Source organism: Clostridium fessum, assembly GCF_003024715.1.
Lineage (GTDB): Bacteria > Bacillota > Clostridia > Lachnospirales > Lachnospiraceae > Otoolea > Otoolea fessa.
Genome location: NZ_PYLO01000001.1, coordinates 98,456 through 118,987, shown reverse-complemented (window position 1 = coordinate 118,987; position 20,532 = coordinate 98,456). Strand labels below are relative to the sequence as shown.

The window sequence follows — 20,532 nt, the reverse complement described above, 5'->3', positions numbered from 1 at the left end:
GGTTCGATAACTATCCCTCCTTACTTTATTTTAGCCAAAACATCCTGGAAAATTGCATAATTCTTCTTCACGCCATCGTCCAAGTCAATGGAAATCATCTGGTCGGCAAGGTGATGAATCTTTTCCTCGTAGGTTCTGATTTCGGTATCCTGTGCCTGTAAGGTGGTCAGCTTTTTATTCAGCTTCACACGCTCGCCAGTGGAAGCATTGGCAATACGCTGTTCCAAATCGGCAATGGCGGTGCGATAACGAGCCTGCTGTTCATGCACATAGTCGGTACGGATACGGGCAATGGTGTCCGGCTGATAGCGGTGCATATAAATCAGAGCCTTAAAGCCATTCTTTTTACCACTGTCAAACAGCCAGTAAATCGGGCGTTTTTGATAAATCTTGCAGTGGTCGGAGTAGAAGTCGCTCAGGAAGTAATTCCGAATCACATCCTTCGGCTGACCTTTGCCACCCAGAGCGTCGGCAATAAACTTCAGGTTTTCATCCAGAGTATCTGCACCGTAAACGGTTTTCACGAACTCTACAAACAGACCAACCATATCATCCTCGAAGTATTCATCGTCGCAAATCGGGATAATGTTATCCTTATCCGCAGCAAAAGAAGCATACTTGCTGGCATCCCATTCGCCACCTGCATAGGCAAGACCGTCCACATCCAGAGAGTAGCGACCAAACATACAGCCAACCGCATAGGAAATGAAAGAACGAATATCTCTGCCAAGGTCAGCCTTGCGGACAGTGACATCCTTATCCTCAACTTCCGGTGTCAGCTCGTCCTGCAAGCCATAAATGTCAATGAAAATACGGTTCAGTTCTTCCTCATTAGTTTTCAGCTGATTAAAACGGTCATCACATTCCGTTTTCCATTGTTCAAAGGCTTCCGCAATGGTAGAAACTTTACGAAGCAGTGGATGGTGCTGAAAGTCCCATGAGGTTTCAAAAGAATCCCAGTCAGTTTGTGAAAGTTCTACGTTTTTCTCTGCAATAGGTTCAATTTGTTCTCTTTTCTTGAACTGGACTGGTAAACTAAGAATATCTCCAACAGTTGTATTAAGTGTAGGATTATACATGTTTAAAATTGTAGAAGCTACAATCCCATTCAAAAATGCAAGCATCCAAAAATCAAAATTTTCTTTTTTTGCAATAATAGTGGGTGCGGCAGAGCTATAATGATAATTCTTATATTTTATTCTAAAGCCATTTTTGTAAGATGTAATTAAATTCCAACAAATACCTCTCTTTCCACAATACTTCTGATTATATAAACCTCCATGACTTGCATAAAACTCTTTAGCGGCAATAGACCAATCAACAACATCAAGCGAATTTCCTTCCCATCTTCTGAAAGGACCTCCATTTGCATACGGCTGCCATCTGTCCATATCACATATTTCCCACCAATTTCTTGTATATAATTCATTGTTATGTGTTTTATTTCTCCCTGCGGATTCATAGAAATCTTGAACTTGCGGCAATGAAAAAATTTTGAAATTCTCCCACCAATATGCAATAGGACTTCCTGGTATCATTTTAAATTTATTCTGATTTGAAACATAGAGATTTTGAGAATTAAAGAACTCTGCTTCTTTTTCATCACGCTTTGAATAACAATAGTCCACTAATCGTATTGCTGTCATATTTGCTTTAATGTTTGACTTGCAATTCACCCATGCCACGATCGGATTATGCCCTACCTTACCTTCAAATAATTCTGTTCCAAAATCAACCAACGAACCAAAAGTATACCCATCAATCACATACTCTCGTAATTTTTCAAAACTCGATAAAAACATCCATGAAGTTGTTGTAATAAAGGAAACATATCCTTTATCTTTGCATAAATCTCTCAAAGAATGTTTAAACATTACCATTGAAAAATCTGTTTTTACATCTGGATAATGCTCTTTTACAAATGAATCTAATTTAGGACTAAATCTCGAACTACCTAAATACGGCGGATTCGTCACAACCACATCATACTTCTGTGCCAATGCTTCCGCCACCTGCACCAACGGCAGTAATTCTCTGAGTGCCGTCTCACGGGACATATTGATATCTTCCGTAATCTCAGTAAAACGATCATACAATGCAGACCAATCCTGCGGTGTTATGTTCAAAATAGAACCATATTCCTTTGCATCATGCAGCTCTTTGATGATGGTATCCATAGTAGCTGTGAGCTTCATATCACCATTGCAGAAATAGTACATAGCGAATTTATCTACATGATTACTCTCCACAATAGCATATACATGGGGCTGAATGCCGCGGCTGAAAAAACGACGATCATACTGACGGGCTTTCATCATTACCGCAAAGTAAGCCAGCTGTGCCGCACGGTCATCTATATCCAGACCATAAAGATTATTTTCCACAATGCTTGCCACTGCTTCACGGGTGGTATAGCCATAGGATTCATAAATCTTTATCAGCACATCAAACATATATGCAAGAATATGACCAGAGCCAGAGCAAGGGTCAATGACTTTCAGCTGATCCGGTGTCAGTGCGGCGTATTCCTTACGAATCTCGGCAAGCTGTGTCTGCACTTCCGGTTCCTGCTCAGCTTCTTCCAGATAGTAGTGCCATTTGGCATCTTCCAGGTCACGATTTCCGGCAGCATAAGCAGACTGTTCTTCCTCTGTCGGCAGAAGCTGCTCTTTCACATCCGGGTGTCCCTCCAGCCATAAACGACCAAGGCTGTTCTCTACCATATAACGAACAGACCAATCTGGTGTAAAAATCGTTGTTGCTGCTGGCAATAGATCCTTGGAGATTCTTGATTTTGACATATTGCCATTGTAAACCAATTCATTCTTTTCGATGTTATATGCTTCATACAGCCAGCCGATGATCTGGACAGCATCCTTCCAGTCCTCCTCTGGTATCAGCTCGATCATCTGCTGAATCACACTACCTTCACGGAGCAGATTATCCGGCAGAAGAAGCTCGGTGTAATCCGCAATCTTCTGGAACATTCCCGGCAGAATCTTATTCAGAGCGTTGCACTGCACGATCAGCAAATATTTATACAGTTCTTCAGTCTTTTCAGCATCTTTTAGCTCATAGACCTTTTCCATATTGAGTCCATCCAAATCCAGATGAATAGCTTCGGTTATAATCTGCGGCTTAAAGTTGTTTTCCTCGTCCGTGAATACTCGCACATGGGAAGGAAGATAACCGTTGACTTCCATAAATCGCAGAGCAGAGAAGCGGTTAAACCAAGTGTAGGCAACCTCCTCCATGACCTGCTTATAGCCTTTATCGTTAATCTCGGCAATGAGAGCCTGACGCTGTTTCTTTTCATCGGCAGTGAGGACTTTGCCGCCAACGCTGTCCGCATTGGCATCCTCAATGTTGTCCTCTGTGATACCGTATTCCACACCTTTCAGGGAAACACGGGCAATTAGCTCTGTTCTTGCCCAGACAGCAAATTTTTTAATCGCATTCTTATCCATTTATTTTCTACTAATTTTCCTTTACCAAACTTTTCTATTAATTTCTGATCCCTAATTCTTCCGATTTAACATATTGACATATAACTGGTGCTGATTCAAACGCACTGTTATATCGATATTCTCCAATCTTTCCTTCTTTAATTTTGCTTTCGATTTCAATATATTTCTTTTTAAATGCATCTGTATCTGAAAATCCCATTATTTTAACAGCTTCTTGTAAATGCTCCTTTGATTTCAAACGCATTGCAAATTGCCTGAAAAGACTACTTCCATATTCCGCTTTATCATATATATATGTTATTGGAAACCAAAACCACTTTCTAGTGTAATTTTCAATAAACATAGATGCATTATGACAAAAGATATCAGCAAAAACAAATTCATTCTTGTTACATACTTCTACATTGATATTATTAATCCAATAACTAGCTGTCCCAGAATAATAATTTTTACCATCTTTTTGTGAGACAGCTCTGTCTAAATTCTCATTATTATAATAAAAGGCATCAAAACTCTGAGCTTCATTATATCCATATCTACCTACAAAATATGTCTTTGACAAAATATACGATACGGCATCAGAATTTTTATTTTTCAAATAAAATGCCACTACATAAATGAATATCTCGTGCAGCAAGGTTTTTACGACTTCGCCTTCACATCCACCTTTTTCCTTTATTTCCACACATATTTCTTCCATAAGCGATGCTATAATTTTATATGCCTCTGGAACATAAAGTGAATATTTTAATAAATGCAAAAAATCATCCCGATATAATTTTGTATTAGAATATAATTCTATATACTCATCTGCTGATACGCCATTTTCCAGTTCATCCTTACTAAAATTTACTATTTTCTCTTTTACAGCAAATAGAAAATTTCTATATTCGTCTTTCTTAACATTATCTGATTTCTGTTGTTTTAAACATTCATATCCTGTACGCGTTTTTGTTGAAATAATAGAGCTTTCTTCCAGCCATGATGGTTTTTTACCTAATTCTGGTTTTTCTATTATTTCTATTCCGTATAAGCGTTTCACTAATCTCTGATATTCTAAATCATACTTTTCTTCCTGAGATAAATCAAAATGTAACATCGTTTTTAAATACTGAGGTTTTGGAATTTCTCCGTTTTCTCTCCGTTCAAAAATTACAGGTAAAAATTTCTCCTGTTTAACTTTGTTGTAAATTTCCGGTGAAATAATCTGTGTTTCTGTTCCTACCCCACCATGTCTTTCATTTGCTTTTTTCTCATATATCGGATCCAGTAGTATTAATACATTTGTTATTGTTGGATCTGTCACACTCTGCTCCATAAATGCATATGTATCATTTCCTTCTTTCAAAGACCATTGATCTAACAAAACATCAATACCATTTTCTATTAAGTCTGTTGCAAAAGAACGAACTTTCAATCTATAGTCTTCAGTTCCCCATGCATAAGAAATAAATACTTTTGGATGTTCTATCGTACTTTTCATAACTCCTCCTTAATTCAGCTTGATTTCGTCGCAATGCTTCAGCAACTGTTTCAGCTGAGAACGAATCTTCTCTACATAATCATCAATATCCGCATCCGTCTGTAAGGTCTTTGCCTGGAATACAACCTGTCGGTTATAGGCACGGACAACCTTTTTCTTTGCCGGAGCAGCTTCTTTCCCCGGCTGTGTCGGCTGTACTGGCGGCTTCGGTGCAGGCGGAGCCAGAACAGACTCAATATTGCTGACGGTATCATCCTTATACTGGCACATCGGCAGGAACATGGCATCCAAAAGGGCAAGGCTCTTTAATTCTGCGATTTTCTCCTTGCACTGGCTGAAATACCGATCTGATTTTTCAATCAGATGGGATGCCTTGGAATCGCCGTTTGCGGCAGTGTGGGTCGCTTCCATACACTGACGAACCGTTTCCAGAACCTCGGCACGTTTTTCTTCCAGCATCTTGTCATGGGCGGTACGAACCGTATCCATCAACGGATTCAGTTCACGAATCCGGGTATAGTTGAACTCGTTTCCAGTCTGAACCATCGTAATCAGACGAATAGTATTCAGTGCCTTGTGTGCTTCCTCATTTTCTGCAATACGGTCAATGTCATCATGCAGAGATTTTTCAAACTGCACCGCCTGGTCGAATACTGTTACCTGAGTCTTGAAGAAGTTTTCAATGCCGTTGCTCATGGCTTCTTTGTTATCGAAAAGAGCATCCTCTTTTTTCAGCACACGCTCAATCAGGGCAATATTGTCTTTCTTCTGAGAAAGTACATCATCCATCAGATGAATGGCTTCCTGCATCAATGCACGATCCGGGTATTTATGTCCGTCATAACGGGCATCCAGAGAAGCATAGTAATCACGCTGTTCACTGAATTTCTCAGTCACAAAGCGAATCAGACCATCTTCATCGTCCGGTACATCCATAACATCGAAATAATCCCGGAGCATTGATTTCACATCACGCATCATCGTAGCGGAAATGGTTTTACGCTTGCTGATGGAAGTCTTGCCAATCTCACTCTTTTTACGAAGCATATCCGGCAGTTTCGGGTCATCCGGCTGAATGGTATTGCCTGCATACTTGATGGTTACTTTCTGGGAATAAATCAGCTGTGCCGCAACCGCAGCAATGTCGATTTCTTTCCAGCCATACGGAATCGCACTGTATTTGCTCTGCACATCTGCCATAGAAGTCGGTAGCTTTTTCGCATCCTGCATTTCCAGATATTCTTCCATAGCAGAAGCAGCATCACGGTTCGGTTCCATGCCCGGAAGTGCCGTTACTGCACCTGTCAGAATCGCAATAATATCTGCGTCACTGCCTGCATTATCTGTAATCAGGTCGAGCTTGCTATATACATGAGCAACCAGATATTCAAGAGACTGGTCAATTTTGCTCTTGGCATTTCCGGCTTTGATTTCCAGATGCTCGCCATCTACATAGAACTGTGCCCCTTCGATGGCATTTTGCAATTCAGTCATAGCACTCAGCTCATATTTTCCAGCTTCACTCTGCTGATTTTCAATAATTTTCTGTACTGTATCTGGTAATGAGCTTACATTTCTCTGCATTACATACTTGCGAATCTTCATGGCAGATTCCAGAGATTCATAATAAGGCGTATCAGCCAGAACAACGATTGCTTCGTTGCCCTTGGATTCTGCCATCAGACGATAATCTGTTTTTTCAATAGCATCAATAGCAACGGTCAAGAAACGTAGACACATGCCGCCTGTTGCCACACCAACCGTAATACCATCTACCATCTTGTCAAATGCAAAATCATTGTTTCCATAGCGAAATTTACTGGTTTTAAAAATATCACCATAAATCATCTTGGCAATACGCTCCACAATAGAAACGGTATCCACATTGGTATCTCTGATTTCACGCTGAATGTCCTGTTCCTCATCCGTCAGGAAATTGTAGGTATCGCCAGTTCTGCCGATATAATTCTGGCTCATCAGACGGTCAAGGCTTCCACGGACAGCTTCACGCATGATAATCTTATCTACACGAATATCGTCTGCCATGAGGATAACGATATTGTCCAGATTGGAAGGAATATCATCTAGATATCGAATCAAGTACAAAAGTTTCAGTACATCCACATCCTGCTGTTCGATTCCATCGCCATTGTCAGCAGCTTTCTGGCAACGCTCAATCACTCTACGGATAGAACCGTCCAGGAAAGTATGTACGGTATCATAAAAACGGAAGAATGGAACAAGTGCATACTCGTCCTTCTCCTGAATTTTCTGTGCAGCTTCCTGGAAACCGGACAGCATGGAACGCTCACCACCGGACAGGTGCTTGCCGGAATTTCCGTGCTTGCGGATTTCAGCAAATACCTTCTGCATGATGATGAACTGATACGGCACAAACGGGAAGTTCTCTGTAAATTCCCTCGGACCGGAGTAGCCTTTGATATCCAAAACGGAACCGCTAAAGCTGAACAAATTGCGAAGGACTGAATCATTCTGCTCATAAACATCTTCCAGCTCTTCGACTGCTTCCGCTTTCTTTTTCAGAATACGTTTCTGGATGACTTCATCCACAGAGGAAGAAGATAAACTCAGTCTTGTTTTGAAACGAGCCTGAATACGGGAGAACTCATCCGCACGAACTTTGATGATTTCATCAATGGCTTCCTGCCCAGTGCAGATCACCCAAATCTTACCTTCGCACTCACTTCCGATTTTTTCGGTCAGAGACTGGAGGTTCAAAAGCATATCGGTATCCGTACCAACATACTGTCCAACCTCGTCAATCATAAACAGCAGACGGAAGTTTGCAGGTTTAGTATCTACATAGGCTTTCATATCTTCCACAAGCTGTGCAATAGAAATTTCTGTTGCGGTTTTATCATTGAACCACGTCTTGGCATCGTCCTCACTCATATCTAAAACTTCCATCAGTGTCGGGATGATGAACTTTCCATTGAAAGCAAAGGCACGGCGCATTTCAAGCCATGGCTTGCCTTTCTTTTCTTCAAAAACTCTGCGGAACTCCTCTGTCTTACCCTGCTGGTCAATATAACGCTCCATCATGGCAACTTTAAGATTTTCACCGTAAAATCCCAGATGGTTGTAGAACATCTTTGCAAAAACACGAAGTACAGCAGTCTTGTCTTTATTGCTGAAGCCTTCAATATCAATGTTGAAAAGAATGGTTTCCGTCTGACCCTTCGTGGCACGGTCGATCAGCATAAAAGTTGCCGGGTCATCCTCAAACTTTTTACGGAAACGCTCCACACTGCGAATGCCTTTTACCTCTTTATTTTCCAAAAGGTAGGAAAGCATTTTCAAGAAGTGAGATTTACCACTTCCAAAGAAACCGGAAATCCAAACACCCATATCGGCTGTCGGCTGGTCGAAAGCATCACCGTAATAATTGAAGAATGTAATAAAGTGTTTCTTCAATTCTCTGGTAATGACATATTCATTTAACTCTTGCTCGATTACATCATCAGCAGCCTGATCTACTTTAATTACACCATTGATTTTGCGGTTAATATCATCCGCAAACATATCTCGAATCATCATGGCTTTATCCCCCTTAATCTATGACATTGAATGCCCGGTAATAATCATTTGGTGTCAACCGATTGAACAGTTTTACATGACGACCATCAAACTCACCCGGATACATAACCAAAATCGGAACATCCGAAAAATACGGTTGCAAGGCTTCCAGTAACGTATGGATTCTCATAAACGGGAACACCTCGCCCACACCTGTCAGCATCAGCACATCACCCGGTTCATGTGGCTCATACTGGATTTTATCAATAAACTCTCCATTACCGATTGCGGAGTTAAGCTGCTCCAGAAGATAAACACTCCCGTCAGCTTCCTCCATATCGGGAATCGCATCTGTGATGTCCATATCATCGCAGATAGAGAGAAATGTTTTATATAAATTACAAACGATCAAATGGCAATCTAAGGACTGATCGGTTTCCAACTGATTCACAAAATGGCGGACAACCATTTCATTCTCCGGTTCATAGCAGAAGATTCTGATATTCACCTCATTGCTGAGTCCTTTGCCTTCCAGGAACTCCGGTTCCTGAATCAATACCCGAACTTTGTCCAGGCGTTCTTTTATGTCACTCATTGGCTACCTCCTAAGAAAAGCAATTAAACGCTGGCAGTATCGCTGTGTCGCCATTGCTTCTGATGGCATTCTCCAAAACAGGATGTAGCCATACTGGATTCAAATGATCTGCCTTGAGATTGTCGAGATATTCTGTTTCAACAAGCACTCTGGCAATGATCTGTTTTAACTTTGTTATTGTAGTATCGCACCAGGAAGCCACGGTATCATTCTGCTCCTGCAAGCGCATAAAAAATGTATTCAAATCTATCTTACCAAAAGACGTGTCCCTTAATCTGTACTTCTCACCAATGACGGTCAGCATAAATTCCCAGACCAGTCGGCTCTGCTTCATCAACGCATACAGACAAATCTGTTTTGCTACATCTGTTGGCTGTGACGCAATCGCAGAAACCAGAGAATCATCTTCCAGAGCATGAAGCCGTTTGATACAGGCTTTCGCCATGCGTGTGATAGATTTTTCCGTTGGGTACTGGAAAAGATTCTGCTCTACAATTTCTTTCACAATCGCATCATCTGAATTTCCTTCTGCCATTAGCTTTGCGGTAGAACGCATCTCGTAGAAAAGGAACGGTTCTCTGGTCAGAGACGCAATATAAGGATAAGAATGATCCATACTACCGTACCTCCTTACTGTTCCTCTTTTTTATCAGGAACAAATTCCATGATGTCTCCAACATCACAACTTAAAGCAGAACATATTTTTGATAAAATTTCCGTACTCACATTCTCATCCTTGCCCAATCTGGACATTGTTGTTGTACTAAATCCAGTCAATGCACGTAAGTCTTTCTTCCTCATATCTTTATCAATTAGCATTTTCCACAGCTTTTTATAACTAACCGCCATAATGTCACCTCTTGTTCTATCATTTTTTTTAACAAATACTCTTTCTTCCTTTTATCATATCATGAAAATGCGATGTGAACAATCTTATATGATAAATATCAAATTTAATTTCTGATATTTCGCATTTGATCTATCATTTCAATTCTTTATTCTAAAAGCTTCCAAAATCTGCAATATCACAATTTTCTAAGAACTGTTCCAACTGCTGAATATACACAAAACAAAAACAGGTATAGTTGTTCCTAATAACTCACTTTTTGAACGTTCATTCAAAAAATAAGCTTCAGTATACAACTATACCTGCCACAGTTTTTCTACTCATCCCCCACCAACAACCCATACAACGTCGGCTTCACATGCAATTCCTTCATCATTGCCTCTAATGCCGCCCCGTCTGCTTTCTTGCCCTGGCGGATCGCACGGATCATGATGTTTTTCGGTGTGTGTTCCATGTCGATGAATTCGAGAATCTGCGTCCGGTAGCCGGACATTTCGAGGAGCTGCCCACGGATTCCGTCGGTCAGAAGCGCCGACATACGCTCTTTCAGAAGGCCGTACTGTAAAACCGGCGACAGAAGATCGTTCTGAATCTGCTTGTTAATCTCATGCTGACAGCATGGAACGGAAAGAATGACTTTTGCGCCCCATTTGACCGCTTTTGCCAGCGCATAATCGGTCGCTGTATCACAGGCGTGCAGCGTCACGACCATATCGACCTGATCGACGCCCTCATATCCGGCGATGTCGCCGTGCAGGAAGGTCAGGTTCTCAAATTCAAACTTCTTGCTCAGGCGGTTGCAGAGCGCAATGACATCTTTTTTCAGATCCAGACCGATGACACGGATCGAATATTTTTTCAGCACATGCAGATAGTAATACATCGCAAACGTCAGATATGATTTCCCGCATCCGAAATCAATGATCGTATTCGTCCGGTTCGGATCGAGATTCGGAAGTACATCCTCAATAAATTCCAGGAAACGGTTGATCTGGCGAAATTTGTCGTAGCGGGATTTCACAACTTTGCCTTCTGCCGTCATGACACCGAGATCTACCAGAAATGGGACTGGGACGCCTTCCTGAAGGACGTATTTTTTAGTACGGTTACGGGATAACGAAGCCAGACGTTCTGAAAACGCTGCGGCATCCATGCCAGCCGACAGTCCTGTTCCGGCATTTTTCTGCTGTTTCGCATTGCTCTGCAGTTTACCATTTCCCTGTATTTTAGCACTTCTCTGCATCTTTCCGTTTTCGTGACTTGACTGACTCTGACCCGATTTTTCGAGCGAATTTTCTTTCACATCTGCATGGCTCTTCGCCGGCATCTGCTTTCCAGCTTTCTGCACATCACCTGCTGCCACCGATACTGTCCGATTCTCTGCCCTTTTAACCCCCACCTTCTTCTCTTTGATCGTCACTGTCCCCTTCTTACTGATCAGAATATTGACAATCCCGTGAAGCGACGCGATCTCCGCATTGCGGTAACGGTTTTCCAGTTCTCCGAGCAGGTACTCGGCGGTCTTTTCTGCGTTCTGATTTTTCTGAAATGCCTGTTTTTCCGTAAATTCTTCCGTCTGAAAAGCAAGCGCCCCCCGCAGAAGCAGAGGACGCACAGTTAATTTCAGATAGGATTCACGGGTTCTCGGGTTGCTGAAAATGATTCGCTCCAGATCGGCATCGAGATACCGCAGAAGCACCTCTCTCAGTTCCTGTGATTTATCCATATGAAACTCCTATTAGTTCTTAAAGCTGTGTACTGGTGCCGGGATACGTCCGGTACGTTTGACAAAGTTGTCGCAGGAGAAACGGTTGACCGGAATGATCGGCGCATAGCCAAGCAGACCGCCGAACTCTGCCGTATCGCCCACTGTTTTTCCGATGACCGGAATCAGGCGGACTGCCGTTGTCTTCTGGTTGATCATGCCGATTGCCGCCTCGTCCGCGATGATACCGGCGATCGTGGTCGCTTTCGTATCGCCTGGGATCGCAATCATATCAAGACCTACAGAGCAGACACAGGTCATTGCTTCCAGCTTCTCAATCGTAAGCGCACCCTCAGAAACTGCATCGATCATGCCCTGATCCTCGCTGACCGGAATAAACGCACCGCTGAGTCCGCCCACATAGGAGGACGCCATGATGCCGCCCTTCTTAACCTGATCATTTAACATTGCCAGCGCTGCTGTTGTACCCGGTGCACCACTGCGCTCTAAGCCGATCTCTTCCAGAATCTCCGCCACACTGTCTCCGACTGCCGGAGTCGGTGCCAGCGACAGATCAATGATGCCAAACGGAACGCCCAGACGTTTGGATGCCTCCTGTGCTACCAGCTGTCCAACACGGGTGATCTTGAACGCCGTCTTCTTGATCGTCTCACACAGCACCTCAAAGTTCTCGCCACGTACCTTTTCCAGAGCCGTCTTTACAACTCCCGGACCGCTGACGCCGACGTTGATGATCGCATCCGCCTCAGTCACGCCATGGAATGCACCTGCCATGAACGGGTTATCATCCGGCGCGTTGCAGAATACAACCAGCTTCGCACAGCCGAGAGAATCATTGTCCTTCGTTGCCTCTGCGGTTGCCACAACCATCTCGCCCATCAGACGGACCGCATCCATGTTAAGACCTGTCTTGGTAGAACCGACATTGATGGAGCTGCACACACGGTCGGTGCAGGCAAGTGCCTGCGGGATCGAGCGGATCAGAAGCTCTTCCGCCGGTGTCATTCCCTTGGAAACCAATGCGGAATAGCCGCCGATAAAGTTGACGCCCACTTCTTTCGCTGCCTTATCAAGTGTTTTCGCAATCTCTACAAAATCCTCGCTCTTCTTGCAGGCGCTTCCCCCTACCAACGCGATCGGAGTAACCGAGATACGTTTATTGACGATCGGAACCCCAAATTCACGTCCGATGGCATCGCCGGTCGATACAAGATCTTTCGCATAAGTTGTAATCTTATTGTAGATCTTCTCATTCATCTTCGCCAGATCACTGTCCACACAGTCTAAGAGGCTGATACCCATCGTGATCGTCCGCACATCCAGTTTTTCATGCGCGATCATGTTATTAGTTTCCAGAACTTCCTGCATGTTAATCATTGGTTTTACGTCCTTTCTGAAAATATTTGCTTAGATTCTGTGCATACTGGTAAAAATCTCTTCTCTCTGACAGAGAATCTTTACGCCGATCTCCTGTCCCAGCTTGTCCAGCTCATGCGCCATATCATCAAAGGATGTCTTGGAACCGGAAATATCCACGATCATCATCATGTTGAAATATTCCTGCAGGATCGTCTGCGTGATGTCAAGAATGTTCATGTTGTGGTCAGCCAGATAATTACACGTTTTTGCAACGATACCGACGCGGTCCTGTCCAACGATAGTAATAATAATCTTACTCATAGGTTTCATCCTCCTGTGTGCTCTCCGTCCTATGGCGGAAATGTTTTTATGACTTACTAATTTCTATAAAAACTCAACTGCCATCCGGCTGCTGACTTTTACACCTAAAATGATATTCCGTTACTGGACACGTATGCGTGTACAGTAACGATATTTCTGTCAACCCCACACGTTTGTCCATGCCTCCAAGCCATAACCCCAAATATATCTTCTGGCTTATTTTCAGACTTTGTATAACCAATTTTAATACTTTTACGTCTTCTACACCGTCACAATCTGCGACACTGCATCGCGTTTTGCCACTGTGATCGGGAAATCATTCGCCTTATACGGCGTATCTCCCTCTGTGATCTCCAGACGCACCGTCTCATATGCCAGCTCTTCGTAATTATTTTCCTTACTCAGATGCCCCAGGAAAATGTGCTTCAAATTGTCATGCAGAATGGAACTTAAAAGCCGCCCCGCATTTTCATTGGAAAGGTGTCCGTAATCGCCTAAGATACGACGCTTCAGGTAATACGGATACGGTCCTGCCTCCAGCATTTTGACATCGTGGTTGGCTTCCAGCAAAATCGCATCCAGCCCCTGCAGATGGTCAATGATGTACTGGGAATAATGCCCCATATCCGTCGCCACCGCCACCGATCTTTTTTCATTCTGAACCCGGTAGGCAACAGGATTCGCTGCATCATGGTCGATCCGGAACGGTTTGACTTCCAGATCTCCTACCATAAAATCAACATCCGGCGTAATCGGGTGCATCAGATCTTCCGGAATCTCGCCAAGACTCTTGGAATCCTGAATTTCCTCTAATGTCTCTTTTGTGCTGTAAATAGGTGTGCCATATTTGCGCGCCAGCACGCCGAGCCCTTTGATGTGGTCGGAATGTTCATGCGTGATGAGAATTCCATCCAGTTCCCGCGCATTCAGCCCCAGGTCATTTAACCCCATCTCAATACGCTTGTTGCTGATCCCCGCATCCACCAGAACGTGGGTGTTGTCGCTTCCTATATAAATACAATTCCCGCTGCTGCCGCTGGCAATACTAACCATCCGCATATGTATCCTAATCCTCTTTTCCTAAAAATGACGCTATCTGCTTCCGAATATCCTCAATCCCGCCGTTGTTGTCCAACACACGCGTCGCAAAACTCCGGTAATCGTCCTCGGATGCCTGATTTGCCATGATGCCCCGGCATTTTTCCTCGCTGTAGCCGCGGCTTGCCATCAGACGCTTGATGCGGTTTTCCACCGATGTGTATACATACCAGATTTCATCAAACATCGCATTATGGTCGTCATCATAGAGAGCTGCCTCCACAACGATGATCTCCTTGTCGGAATGGTTGATCGCATAGCGGATCTCCTCCCACGCCATCGGGTGGATGATGGCGTTCATCGTCTCCACCGCCTCTTTATTCTGGAAAATAAGCGCCGCCAGCTTTTTGCGGTCAATGCTGCCGTCCTTATTTAAAAAGGAATCACCCAACGCCTCTACCACATGCTGATAGCCTTTCTTACCCGGCTCCATGAGCTGGTGAGCCACTTCATCTGCCTTAATAATTTCCGCGTCAAATTCCTCCTGCAGCACACGCAGGACCTCACTCTTACCGGAACCAACGCCTCCGGTAATACTGATTATCTTCATGTTTATCTGTACCTTTCCATTATTTCGTTTCAAACCACGAATTTCCCGTCTTCATATCGATTTCCAGCTCCACCTGCAGCTGCGCCGCACGTTTCATCTCCGTCGCCAGAATCGACTGCACCTGTTCCAGCTCTTCTTTCCAGGTTTCAACCAGGAGTTCATCGTGCACTTGGAGGACAATGCGGGAACGCAGTCCTTCGCGGCGCAGGCGTTGATCGACGCGGATCATCGCAATCTTGATAATGTCGGCTGCAGTTCCCTGAATCGGGGAATTCATCGCCACACGCTCACCGAACGAACGCTGCATAAAATTGCCGGATTTCAGCTCCGGAATCGGTCTCACACGCCCATACATAGTCTTGACCTCGCCGTATTTCCTGCCCGTTTTTACCAGACCATCGAGAAAACGTTTGACATCCGGGTAGGTTTCAAAGTAGCGCTCAATGTACTCGGTTGCTTCCTTGCGGGAAATACCGAGATCTTCGCCCAGCCCAAACGCGCTGATACCATATACGATACCGAAATTGACTGCTTTTGCATTGCGGCGAAGCTGCGGTGTCACTTCCTCAAGCGGCACATGGAATACCTGCGACGCCGTGATCGCGTGGATGTCCTCCGCCTGTCGGTATGCCTGGATGAGGTTCTTGTCATTCGACATATGCGCCAGCACACGCAGCTCAATCTGGGAATAATCAGCGTCAACCAGCACACAGCCCTCGCGCGGTACAAACAGCTTCCGGATCTCGCGTCCCAGCTCCATACGCACCGGAATGTTCTGCAGGTTCGGCTCTGTACTGCTGATACGTCCTGTCGCTGTGATCGTCTGGTTAAAGGTTCCGTGGATTCGTCCGTCCTCCCGGATAAATGCACCCAGCCCATCCGCATAGGTCGATTTGAGTTTCGCCACCTGGCGATAGTCTAATACTTTCCGCACAACCGGATACTCCGGCGCCAGTTTTTCCAGCACATCCGCCGCCGTCGAATAGCCAGTCTTCGTCTTTTTGCCGCCCGGCAGGGACATTTTTTCAAATAAAACCTCACCCAGCTGCTTCGGGGAATTAATATTAAATTCACAGCCCGTCTCGGCGTAAATCTCCTGCTCCAGTTTCTCTACCTGCGTCTGGAGGCGCTCGCCGTAGGCTTTCAATTCCTCCCGGCGCACCTGAATACCTTCCTCTTCCATATGATAGAGGCTGTAAATAACCGGCATCTCTATCTCATAAAAGAGATGCATCATTCCATGTCTTCGAAGCTGCCCCAGCAGGATTTCCCGCGATTTCCACGCCGTATATGCCATGTAGCAGACACAATTCAACGCTTTCTCCGGCATTGTCTCAAATGCATCCGACAGCGCCGTTTTTCCAAGCAAATCGACCTGTGACGGCACGGTCATATCCAGGTAATCGCGCGCCAGGTCATCATATCCATAGGTATCCTTGAGCGGATTTAACAGATACGCCGCCACGCCTGCGTCCATAACCGCACGGTTTCCTTCTGCATTCCGGATGCCGTCCACGATCCGGCGGCTGTGATTTTTAAGAAATGGAAGCTGGATCTTGAGATCCAGAACCGTCACAGACGGAACCACCTCCATCAGGCGTTCCAGCTCCTCCGCCAGATACTGTCCGGTCAGGAACCCAACCGCCGGGATCGCATAGATCGATGTCCCGTCCAGGCAGAGTGCCAGTGCCACAACCTCTCCTTTTTCAATCACCAGCTGCGCGCCGATCTCCTCCGTGCGCTGTGCACGGTCAAAAATCACCTGTGCCTCGCCAAAATCATTTACCAGACGGAAAGATTTTTCCATTTCTGATGACGCAAAGGCGTCCTCACCAAATTTCTGCAGAATGGACTTAAATTCCAGCTGCTTCATATACTGATATGCCTCCGGCGTATAAAGCGAATCCAGCTTCGCCTCCTCCAGCGAAAAACCAATCTCGCAATTGATGCGGATCGTTGCCAGATCCTTGCTCATCTGCGCCATGTCATAATGCTCCCGAAGCGCTTTCTGTGCGCGCGGCGGCTTTACCTCATCAATGTGTGCATACGCATTCTCAATGCTTCCGTAGGTGGTAATCAGGCTGGTTGCCGTCTTTTCACCGATCGATGGCACGCCCGGAATATTATCCGAAGTATCGCCCATCAGCGCCTTTACATCAATAAATTCGATCGGCGTCACCTGATACTCCGCCTTCACATCCTCCGGGTAATAGTCGCGTATCTCCGTCGTACCTTTCGAAGTACGCGGCATCCGAATCTTAATGTGCGTATCTGCAAGCTGCAGCAGGTCACGATCTCCTGATACGATAGAAACCTCCACGCCCTCCGCCGCACAGCGTTTCGCGATCGTTCCCAGAATATCGTCTGCCTCATACCCCGCCTTGGTAAGAATCGGCACGCCCATCGCTGTCAGCACTTCCTTCATCACCGGAACCTGCTCATGCAGCTCCTGCGGCATCGGTTTTCTCGTTCCCTTGTATGCCGCATACATTTTGTGACGGAATGTCGGCTCTTTCAAGTCAAATGCCACTGCCAGATAGTCTGCCCCCTCATCTTCGATCACCCGGAACATGATATTTAAAAATCCGTACACTGCATTGGTGTGGAGTCCCTTCGAATTTGTCAACTCCGGCACCCCGTAAAATGCCCGGTTGAGTATACTATGACCATCTATCAGCACTAATTTGCCCATCTGTTTCCGTCTCCTGTTCTATCACTTGTTGCTTTTTTCTATGGTGCCAGCCAAATCCTGACCTGCAGCATCACCGTCACCAATACCGCCATCACGCCCAGCGTATTGACCGCATACTCCATTTTCCGGAAGCGCCACATCCGGCGCACACGGGCATATGACTCAGCGATCCGCTTCTGCAGTGCGCCCATGATATCAAAAGTACCCGATCCGGTGTCCAGCTGTTTCAGTCCGACATCCACCATAAAATAAATTTCCAATTCTTCCTGACAGTTGCGGCAATGTTCCAGATGCTCCAGAAACGCTTCCAGCTCATCCCCGCTCAGTTTATCCTGGATATACGGCGTCACAAGACGCTCCGCTTCCCGACAGGTCACAGACGCCACCTCCTTTTCCAGTCTGTCATTCCATATGAATTATCATTCACGCATGACGCGTTCATAAACCCATTTGAACCTAATCATACCTTATTTTAATGAAACACGCAAGCCCCTGCGAATGCTTCGCTTCTTAATTTCAAAACAAACAAAAAAACAGTTGCAATCTGTCTCCAATTTTGGTAAGATAAAAAGCGTCGATAGACAGCCGGCTTGTCGGAATGGCAGACGAGGTGGACTCAAAATCCATTGGTGGCAACACCGTGCGGGTTCAAGTCCCGCAGTCGGCAGATTTGAAAGCCCTTGAAAATATTGGATTTTTCCTTTATTTTCAAGGGCTTTTGGTGTTTTCAAGCAAATATCTATCAGCCTTTCTTATCCTGTTTCATCTCCCGCCTTTTCTTCGTCATCAGACCGCCAATCCGCCCGCTCTCCTTGGCAGTCAGGCTTCTCCAGCCATACTGCCGTACCTTGTCTGCCAGCCCAATTTCTTCCGCCACCTCATATTTCAGCCGCTCTGCCGGGGTCATTTTCTCAAAATCCACCTTATTTTCATCCATAAAAAATACTCCTTTCCACCTTGTGTACTCAGAGTATGTCCATTTTCTGGAAAACTATTCGCATTGTTTTTCTCTGTCCAGCTGCTCTTCCATCTCATCCGGCTCGTCGATCTCTTCCGGCAGCTGCTCCGTATCATCCCATATTTCCTCAGAATCACCCCAATTATATTTATCCTGAAATTTTTTTTCCTGATCGATCAGAAAATCCAGTCCGGCAGCTGCGCCTCCAATGGCAGCCCCGATCGATGTCACACCGATTCCACCCACAAAGAGGACAGCGCCAATGATTGCCATTTTTTTCATCCATTTTTTCATTTTCCTATCCTCCTACGCCCTGGCTGACAGATAACCTGCCGCCTGACGGCAAAGCTGAATGATTCCCTTGACTGCCCACGGCAGAAATACACCGTAAAACAGGATACAGCCGCATATCAGAAGCAGACAGCTGCCCTCTGCCGCGATACCCAATCCGATGAACATCAGTCCCATCGCAAAATGTTCAAACAGACTCGCCGTACCCAGAACAAACAGCATAATTCCGCCAACAAACACCAGCACCGTCATCAGTCCCAGCACCACCAATATCGCTGCCAGTGCGACTGCCAGCCCAAAAACACTTCCCACAGTTCCCGTTACCAGCGAAAAGATAAATGGAAGAACTGCAAGCACTACCAGAACTGCCACAACCATTCCAATCTTGGAACCGGTTATTTTTTCTTTTAAGCAATGCAGCATCTCGCTCAGACGGCTTCTTTGATTCTCATTGGATGCCGCATTTTCTCCCGTTTCCTCATCCCGAAATTCCCGGAATGGGGCATCCTCGGTTCCAGCCTGAAATCCTGCTTCTTTTTCTCGTTCTCCCTGTTCTGCCCCACCGCTTCTGGATAAAGTCGTCCGCTTTTCTTCAAATCGGCTGTCATTGTACCCCCGGTCTGTAAATTCGCCGCCACTCCATTCACTCTGCAGCTCCGTCCGGATTACCTCGGCAATATGCTCCGGACTCTGAAATTCTGCAAGTACCTCTTCTTCCTTCTCCGGTCCCGCTTCCTCCAGATAATCGCGGTAATAGTCAATCGCATCCCGTTTTTCTTCTTCCGGAATATCCTGCAAGAGCGCTTCCAGCCTCTCTAAAAATGCTTCTTTTTTCATGATCTGCCTCTCCTTATCCCTCTTTCAGTATCTCTGAAATTTTTCCTGCATACACGTTCCACTCACCCCGGTAAAGATTCAGCTGAATCCGTCCCGCCTCCGTTATTTTGTAATACCGTCGGTTTCTGCCGTCGATCGCCCGGTCATATGTTTCCAGGCAGTCATCCTTCTGAAGCCGCCGCAACACCGGATAAAGCGTGGACTCCGATATTTCGATTGCCTGACGGACATCCTGCGTGATCTTATACCCATATGTTCCTTCTGCAGATTTTGATACAACTGAAAGGACGATCGCATCCAGAAGCGCAGCTCCTGTATTAAAAACCATCTTATCCCTCCTAAGATTCACTAATTCAAAATATAATATTTTTTCTTGTTTAATATTATATATTATATAATATTGTATCTAAATTATATATCAGTGTACCTTCTTTGTCAATATTTTTCCAAATATCCTTATGACTCACTCCAATCCATCTTTCTGCTCCCACAACCCTTCACCACGCCGTATCCCGCTCCTCATCACGCAAAAAACAGACCGTACAACCTATGTTCCATCACATACGCCATACTGCCTGTTTTCATTTTTATCTTATTCAAGTCGAACATCCGTGAGACTTGGCGCGTGATTCTGGTCAGCAAAGCTGACATATTCCTATCAGAATCACTGCGCATCCTCGCGGAGCGTTTATCTCAGTTGGAGACCCAACTCCCACTGAGACAAATTTGCTATTACTCACTACCTGAAGAGGCGGGAGTCTTCTCAACTGA

At 45.1% G+C, this 20,532-nt stretch carries 17 protein-coding genes and 1 tRNA gene; 1 reads left to right on the top strand and 17 read right to left on the bottom strand.

What is annotated here, in order from left to right:
* Positions 1 to 20: 20 nt before the first annotated feature.
* The 13 genes from pglX to C7U56_RS00510 form a co-directional block, all read right to left on the bottom strand.
* Positions 21 to 3,467 (bottom strand): BREX-1 system adenine-specific DNA-methyltransferase PglX, encoded by a 3,447-nt coding sequence (pglX, locus tag C7U56_RS00570; RefSeq protein ID WP_106999752.1) that lies wholly within the window; start codon positions 3,465 to 3,467, stop codon positions 21 to 23.
* A 37-nt stretch (positions 3,468 to 3,504) separates the two neighbouring features.
* Complete coding sequence (locus C7U56_RS00565) at positions 3,505 to 4,950, bottom strand: SEFIR domain-containing protein (RefSeq protein ID WP_106999751.1); 1,446 nt, start codon at positions 4,948 to 4,950, stop codon at positions 3,505 to 3,507.
* 9 nt (positions 4,951 to 4,959) lie between these two features.
* On the bottom strand, positions 4,960 to 8,508 hold the full coding sequence (gene brxC / locus C7U56_RS00560; RefSeq protein WP_106999750.1) for a BREX system P-loop protein BrxC: 3,549 nt from the start codon (positions 8,506 to 8,508) through the stop codon (positions 4,960 to 4,962).
* A gap of 13 nt (positions 8,509 to 8,521) precedes the next feature.
* Positions 8,522 to 9,082, bottom strand: coding sequence for a DUF1788 domain-containing protein (locus tag C7U56_RS00555; RefSeq protein ID WP_106999749.1), 561 nt, complete (start codon positions 9,080 to 9,082; stop codon positions 8,522 to 8,524).
* Between the two features lie 10 nt (positions 9,083 to 9,092).
* Positions 9,093 to 9,698, bottom strand: coding sequence for a DUF1819 family protein (locus tag C7U56_RS00550; RefSeq protein ID WP_106999748.1), 606 nt, complete (start codon positions 9,696 to 9,698; stop codon positions 9,093 to 9,095).
* Between the two features lie 14 nt (positions 9,699 to 9,712).
* Positions 9,713 to 9,931 (bottom strand): helix-turn-helix domain-containing protein, encoded by a 219-nt coding sequence (locus C7U56_RS00545; protein WP_106999747.1) that lies wholly within the window; start codon positions 9,929 to 9,931, stop codon positions 9,713 to 9,715.
* Between the two features lie 314 nt (positions 9,932 to 10,245).
* On the bottom strand, positions 10,246 to 11,655 hold the full coding sequence (locus C7U56_RS00540; RefSeq protein WP_233430137.1) for a class I SAM-dependent methyltransferase: 1,410 nt from the start codon (positions 11,653 to 11,655) through the stop codon (positions 10,246 to 10,248).
* 12 nt (positions 11,656 to 11,667) lie between these two features.
* On the bottom strand, positions 11,668 to 13,032 hold the full coding sequence (locus C7U56_RS00535; RefSeq protein WP_106999746.1) for a PFL family protein: 1,365 nt from the start codon (positions 13,030 to 13,032) through the stop codon (positions 11,668 to 11,670).
* 30 nt (positions 13,033 to 13,062) lie between these two features.
* Complete coding sequence (locus C7U56_RS00530) at positions 13,063 to 13,335, bottom strand: ACT domain-containing protein (protein ID WP_022360436.1); 273 nt, start codon at positions 13,333 to 13,335, stop codon at positions 13,063 to 13,065.
* 261 nt (positions 13,336 to 13,596) lie between these two features.
* Positions 13,597 to 14,394 (bottom strand): MBL fold metallo-hydrolase, encoded by a 798-nt coding sequence (locus tag C7U56_RS00525; protein WP_022360435.1) that lies wholly within the window; start codon positions 14,392 to 14,394, stop codon positions 13,597 to 13,599.
* A 7-nt stretch (positions 14,395 to 14,401) separates the two neighbouring features.
* Positions 14,402 to 14,983 (bottom strand): dephospho-CoA kinase, encoded by a 582-nt coding sequence (coaE, locus tag C7U56_RS00520; protein WP_107000385.1) that lies wholly within the window; start codon positions 14,981 to 14,983, stop codon positions 14,402 to 14,404.
* Between the two features lie 19 nt (positions 14,984 to 15,002).
* Positions 15,003 to 17,675, bottom strand: coding sequence for a DNA polymerase I (gene polA, locus C7U56_RS00515; protein ID WP_106999745.1), 2,673 nt, complete (start codon positions 17,673 to 17,675; stop codon positions 15,003 to 15,005).
* Between the two features lie 38 nt (positions 17,676 to 17,713).
* A complete protein-coding gene (locus C7U56_RS00510) occupies positions 17,714 to 18,052 on the bottom strand; it encodes a zf-HC2 domain-containing protein (RefSeq protein WP_022360432.1) in 339 nt (112 codons plus the stop codon).
* A gap of 207 nt (positions 18,053 to 18,259) precedes the next feature.
* Here C7U56_RS00510 and C7U56_RS00505 point away from each other — a divergent pair.
* Positions 18,260 to 18,342: transfer RNA gene (locus tag C7U56_RS00505), tRNA-Leu, on the top strand.
* 75 nt (positions 18,343 to 18,417) lie between these two features.
* Here the strand turns inward: C7U56_RS00505 and C7U56_RS00500 are convergent.
* The 4 genes from C7U56_RS00500 to C7U56_RS00485 are packed head-to-tail and all read right to left on the bottom strand — an operon-like array spanning position 18,418 to position 20,089.
* A complete protein-coding gene (locus tag C7U56_RS00500; protein ID WP_106999744.1) occupies positions 18,418 to 18,612 on the bottom strand; it encodes an alpha/beta-type small acid-soluble spore protein in 195 nt (64 codons plus the stop codon).
* A gap of 54 nt (positions 18,613 to 18,666) precedes the next feature.
* Positions 18,667 to 18,927 (bottom strand): hypothetical protein, encoded by a 261-nt coding sequence (locus C7U56_RS00495; RefSeq protein ID WP_106999743.1) that lies wholly within the window; start codon positions 18,925 to 18,927, stop codon positions 18,667 to 18,669.
* A 12-nt stretch (positions 18,928 to 18,939) separates the two neighbouring features.
* Positions 18,940 to 19,761 (bottom strand): HAAS signaling domain-containing protein, encoded by an 822-nt coding sequence (locus tag C7U56_RS00490; protein ID WP_106999742.1) that lies wholly within the window; start codon positions 19,759 to 19,761, stop codon positions 18,940 to 18,942.
* Between the two features lie 13 nt (positions 19,762 to 19,774).
* The gene (locus C7U56_RS00485) at positions 19,775 to 20,089 is read right to left on the bottom strand and encodes a PadR family transcriptional regulator (protein WP_022360428.1); all 315 of its coding nucleotides are present in this window, start codon (positions 20,087 to 20,089) and stop codon (positions 19,775 to 19,777) included.
* Between the last annotated feature and the right edge of the window lie 443 nt (positions 20,090 to 20,532).